The organism is Oceanispirochaeta sp. (assembly GCF_027859075.1).
Classification (GTDB): Bacteria; Spirochaetota; Spirochaetia; order DSM-2461; family DSM-2461; genus Oceanispirochaeta.
Genome location: NZ_JAQIBL010000184.1, coordinates 1 through 5,207, shown reverse-complemented (window position 1 = coordinate 5,207; position 5,207 = coordinate 1). Strand labels below are relative to the sequence as shown.

Here is a 5,207-nt window from a genome sequence, read left to right as displayed (position 1 = left end):
CATTCTTATCTGAATCAATATATCAAATAAATATGTATTCACTTTACTACCTTCATAATGAGTAGACAATATTTTAAAGGAGAGCACTGTCGTGAATCTTGATCTGTGTTCACAATTGTGCTAACATTCTATGCGAAGAGAAATAGTCTTTATCGTACAAATACTGGAAAATGCCCGTTGGAACAATTTTTAGATTCCAGGAATGATCTTACACAGATAAAGATACTAGCCGTATTTAGATTGGTACAAGAGAGCGAACAAATACCTGTTTCTTTTTTTAAGAAGCTTAAAGGAACAAAGCTTTATGAAATCAGAGTTGAATGGCAGTCCAATATCTATAGATTTCCTTGTTTTTTTCATAAGGATGGTTTAGTTGTGCTTACCCATGGATTTGTCAAAAAAACACCGAAGACACCAAAAAATGAAATTACAAAAGCAGAAAATTATCGACGGGATTATCAAAGGAGAAACGGGTGAGTGATCTTGAAAAATATCTCGATAAAAAAGAGTTGGAAGCTCCAGGATTTAAGTCTCTTGTGGATCAAGAATATAGAAATCTCAGTATTGGTGAAGAGATCAGGCAGCTGCGTTTAGCTTCCGGAATGACACAGGAGGAACTGGCACGTCATATGTCTACTACAAAAAGTGCTGTTTCGAGGTTGGAGAATCACTCAGAGAGTGTCCGTCTGGCTACAATTGAGAAAGTGGCAAAAGTATTTAATAAAAAAGTAGTCATCAGTTTTACCAATCTATAGCATCTGGGAATCACCTGTCTTTGGTTTTATCGGTTCATTGCCGGCTTCTACTTATGAGCCGGGAACAGATTCCATAGAGCATTGTTGCGCCACAGGCTGTAGGGGATGGCATGGTCATTTCGCGCTGTTTTAGGCTAACATTATATTTTGATGTTAACAAAATATATGCACCTTATAAAATACTATGTTAGCATCTACGAAATCTCAATATTACCCAGATTCTAGACTTGGAAGTAGATCCTTCTTCTGAAAAAGCAGCTTTCCCCAGCTGATGCCCTCTCTATTCAGACCATCTGATCTCTCTTTCTCTGAAACCAGCTGAAAACCGATCCGTTCAAAGAGAAAGATATACTCCTCTGCCGGTCTAATTCTAAAGAGTCTGTCTTTGGCATCTCTGTCGTTGATGATGCCGGGGTAGGTTCGGGGGATCGTGATAAGGAGCCTGCCGCCGACCTTTAAAAGGCGATGCATTGAAAAAGATGTATCAAACAATTTTTTAAAAAACACTAAATCAGCAGATCATAATGCGCCGTAATCCATTATTGATGTTTTCCTTGCATAGTCATGCAATGACAATATTGAAATTACATTGAATATGGTGTAGGATTAATATGAATTGAGAATCCGGATCTCGAATCATCATGTCCGAATTCTATATTTTTTCATTGCTGATAATCGCATAGTTTTAACTCATGTGTTACATAAAACAACTGATCGTGTACCGGTAAAAGAGATAAATAAAGCAAAAGGGATCAGAGATCGTTATTAAGCAGGGAGGGAAAGTGAAATTTACAGATTTTATGGATTCTCAGCGGGACAATGATCCCGGTATAGATACTCGGATACAAGCCGAGAAGCTTAGAGTCGATTTGGCTGTAGCCATTGCCAGAAGAAGAGAAGCCAAAGGATTGTCTCAGAATCACACGGCTCAAATGGCTTATTTAACACAACAGCAAATCAGCAGAATTGAGAATGCCGAGAATTGCAATATAGATACATATTTTAAGGCTATGGTTGCCTTGGAAATGGAGTTTTCCGATTTGACAATTCAGCCCGATCCATAATTTTCTTCTTATTGGGAACTGTTTGTATAAATATTGCCTATCGCGATATGAGATGCTTGGGATTCCCCGAAGGATCGAAACACCCTTCGGCCCTGAGCCTGAAAGCCACCAAAGAGTGACCACTCTTTGGTAGTAGTTCTACATTGCCCAGGATGTGCTCAGGCGGCTTATGGATGCATACACGAGCAGCAAACCGAAGGTTTGTGACCAGTGCGGAGGTAGCCGGTTAAAGAGGCAGCGATCAGGGCATTGCAGAGGAGAGCCTGTCCAGCCAGCAGGCTGGCGGGGCATAATAATATTAAAATCAATCTCCAGATAACCCGGCATTACTCCTGGAAAACAGCCAGAAAAAAGTCCTCATACCCGTAGGTTGTGATTCCCGGGATATCGGGAGAAGCCGTTGTTCCTGCGATGTAGACTTTTCCGTTTTCTGTTGCGATGATCGACCGGGCCAGATCGAGATTGCTCCCGCCCAGGAACATTTTCCCGTCGTCATCGAAGCTGCTGTCAAAACTGCCGTCGGTGTTGAGACGGATAATGATACAGTCCTGCAATCCCAAAGGTTCTGTACCCGGAATATCATCTGAATCACTGCTGGAAGCTATATAAATTTTATCATCCTTGTTGACAGTCAGGTCTGTGTAGCAGTATGAATAATATCCATCATCGCCGCTCCCGCCGATTGTGAGTACACCATTTTCACCAAAGCTGCTGTCCAGGCTTCCGTTGGATAGGAATTTGGCAACGAGAATATCATAACCTCCCTTTGTCGTAATACCGGCGATGGTCGGGCTGTTTGTGATTCCAGCAGCATAGATATTGCCGCTGCTGTCTACATCCATAGATGTAAACGAATCATACCCCGTACCGCCGAAGGTGGTTCTGCCGGATGTTCCAAATGCGGCGTCGACTATTCCGCCGGCCGTCAGTTTTCCCACCACCGGATCGTTGTTGGTACCGGGCAGAATCCCGCACCAGAGGATATCGCCGTCGGATTCAACATGAATATCTCTGACAATGTTTCCCAGACCGGAGGTGCCATAAATTCTTAAATAGACACCATTTGCATCAAAGGTCGTATCCAGCTCTCCTGATGGAGTATATTTGGCAATAATGCCGTTTCCTGTATTTAAGTCCCCTTTATCAAAGGCATCTGCCACCGGGACGTTGACGAGATATTCACGATAGAGGCTGCCGAATATGTACCAGTTATCCTGTGCATCTATGAAACCGCCTGCGGCATACTCATTTCCAATAACACCGTCTCCGCCGAAGATATGCATTCCATCATCATTAAAAGAGCTGTCCAGGTCACCGTTATTCATCATTTTAATAGTCATGAGATCCTGTTCAGCACTTTGCCCGTCCAGTTCATCGGAATTCGTGGTGGATGATATATATATGGACCCGGTACTGTCCTGGCCGATGAACCTGGGGTAATCTTTCCCTGTTCCACCGAGCCGTTTAAGACCGCTCGAAGAGAATGAGCTGTCTAAGGTCAAATCGCTGTTCAGCCTCAAAGCGAGTATATCAGTTTCTCCCAAGTCATCAGTGTTCCCGATATTGGTCGATCTGGTAGCTCCGGTGAGAAGAATCTTTCCTGTGGTCTCATCCACCCATGCCCCATGGTAATCTGCTGAGTACCCACCGTCCTGTGAATTGCCTCCAAATACAAAATAACTGCATATAGTGAAATAATCACTTTCTCCCACAAGGGCCGGGTCATCATTGGATGTAATGAGAATCCGGTAGTCATAAGCTGTCGCAAATGTCTGTGGTACAGTCCAGCCCGAGAAGGAACCGGAACTCTCTTCCTCTGCCAATGTCTGAACCAGTTCGTCTCCCCGGTACAGATCTATTTTGACTGACTCAATATCCGCATCTGTTTCCCAGGTTATGCTTATGGATTCGAACATGACAATCTCCCGGGAGCCTAAATCAACCTCAATTGTCCCGATCTCATATCCTGCCGCTTTCATCAGTTCGAAGGGTCTGCAGTTCATCAGCAGAGAGGAAGCTATCAGGAGTGTATATACTGCGGTCATTTTCAGTTTTAGAAACCCCATGTTACTGCCTCCTTAAAGACGGATCTGTATTTCAAAACCGGGGAACAGACAGGTATATGTCATGTCCTCACTAAAGATCATTCGTGTTTTCAATAGAATTTGGAGTCCGAAATTCCGGGTTATAAAGTAACCGGCTCCGGCAGAGGATTCCAGGAAAGGCACAATTGAATTGCCGTCGCTTCTGTCGGTTGAGGGCTGATTGTATTGGATAGAATTTACGGCGACACCGGAGGAGAGTCCGGCTGCTGCAAAAAAGGGTGAGTTGAAATGAGTTGTATAGTTTATATATCCCCCCAGGGGAGCACTGATCATCTGGAAGGGAAACATGATTTTATCTGTTTCCTTTGTATTCTGTACCGACACTCCGGCCCTGGCCCCCAGAGCGATGACACCCCAGGAGAAATTGAGACTGTAACCGGCAGCCAGGTTAATTTCATGAAAGGGGTCGAAGATCTTTCGGGATTTCCCTGCGGGAATACCGTAACTGTAGCCCAGATCCAGAGCAAAAGAATTGCGGATCAGTCTGACCCCTTTTTTAACACCGGGAATCTCTCCCTGATCATCATATATCTCCTTCCACATTTCATATTCAATCCGTTTCCGGATCAGCCTGTCACAATAGGACAGGTCTTCCGTCAGGCTGAAGAGCTCATCAAATGTTTTGTTGAAAGCCTCTTTTTGCTGCAGGACATTCCATTTTTCCTTTATAAAATGTTCCTTGCTCTTCAACAGCTCTGCCTCGGCCTCCGTGAGGTAGGGGAGTGTGAAACTGAGAGTTGTCTGTGTGTCTTCCTTAATGGATACTGATTCCTCCAGAAGGATTTCTTCACCCAGCATCCGCTCCTGTCTGACAGTGATTTTATGTGTTCCAATGAGCAGTCTGGGGATCTCTTTAAGATTCCATCCGGCATTCTGTCCATTTATCAGAACCTGATACCTTCCTGTTTCTCCCCCGCCTGAAAGGCTGAGAGAGCCGAATCCCAGGTGCTGAACACTGAAGACATTGATGACTTCTTCCATAAGGAGGTCGGAGGCTTCAAAAATGTAGAACACATTGGTGATTTTTTCCTGCCGGGATATGATGTTGTCCTGATTGGCTCTGTCATAGGCTGTTACTTCCAGAGTCAGGGTGTTTTTGTCATCCTTAAACACCCGTCCGTACAGGGTATAATCATAGTTACTGAAATTGAAATACCGCTCTGTTTCTTTTTCATCCTCATAGGGGTTGAAGGCCAGATCCCTCTCCACTATGTATTTATTCATAATATTGAAGTTCAGAACCAGGGTCTCTGACATGGTGGTGCAAAGGGTATCATACTGGA

7 protein-coding genes are annotated in these 5,207 nt (G+C 44.0%); 4 read left to right on the top strand and 3 right to left on the bottom strand.

The window, feature by feature from the left end; all coding sequences use genetic code 11:
* Positions 1–105 precede the first annotated feature (105 nt).
* Together PF479_RS10040 and PF479_RS10035 are read left to right on the top strand one after the other, a co-directional pair.
* Positions 106–477, top strand: a complete 372-nt coding sequence (locus tag PF479_RS10040; RefSeq protein ID WP_367277223.1) for a type II toxin-antitoxin system RelE/ParE family toxin — start codon at positions 106–108, stop codon at positions 475–477.
* Positions 474–755: a helix-turn-helix transcriptional regulator gene (locus PF479_RS10035; RefSeq protein ID WP_298005754.1), complete on the top strand. Its 282-nt coding sequence runs from the start codon at positions 474–476 to the stop codon at positions 753–755. The genes PF479_RS10040 and PF479_RS10035 overlap by 4 nt, the downstream gene beginning before the upstream one ends.
* A 210-nt stretch (positions 756–965) precedes the next feature.
* Here PF479_RS10035 and PF479_RS10030 read toward each other — a convergent pair whose 3' ends face one another.
* Positions 966–1,226: a hypothetical protein gene (locus tag PF479_RS10030; RefSeq protein ID WP_298005751.1), complete on the bottom strand. Its 261-nt coding sequence runs from the start codon at positions 1,224–1,226 to the stop codon at positions 966–968.
* A gap of 145 nt (positions 1,227–1,371) precedes the next feature.
* Here PF479_RS10030 and PF479_RS20770 point away from each other — a divergent pair, with 145 nt between their 5' ends.
* Together PF479_RS20770 and PF479_RS10025 are read left to right on the top strand one after the other, a co-directional pair.
* On the top strand, positions 1,372–1,524 hold the full coding sequence (locus PF479_RS20770; RefSeq protein WP_367277222.1) for a type II toxin-antitoxin system RelE/ParE family toxin: 153 nt from the start codon (positions 1,372–1,374) through the stop codon (positions 1,522–1,524).
* Positions 1,525–1,537: 13 nt separating this feature from the next.
* Entirely contained in the window at positions 1,538–1,819 is a 282-nt protein-coding gene (locus tag PF479_RS10025; RefSeq protein WP_298005748.1) for a helix-turn-helix domain-containing protein, read from the top strand.
* A 326-nt stretch (positions 1,820–2,145) separates the two neighbouring features.
* On the opposite strand, the gene PF479_RS10020 is transcribed toward PF479_RS10025, so the two are convergent.
* Together PF479_RS10020 and PF479_RS10015 are read right to left on the bottom strand one after the other, a co-directional pair.
* Entirely contained in the window at positions 2,146–3,885 is a 1,740-nt protein-coding gene (locus PF479_RS10020) for a Ser-Thr-rich GPI-anchored membrane family protein (RefSeq protein WP_298005745.1), read from the bottom strand.
* Between the two features lie 12 nt (positions 3,886–3,897).
* On the bottom strand, positions 3,898–5,207 hold a 1,310-nt coding region (locus PF479_RS10015), incomplete at its 5' end, for a hypothetical protein (protein WP_298005742.1).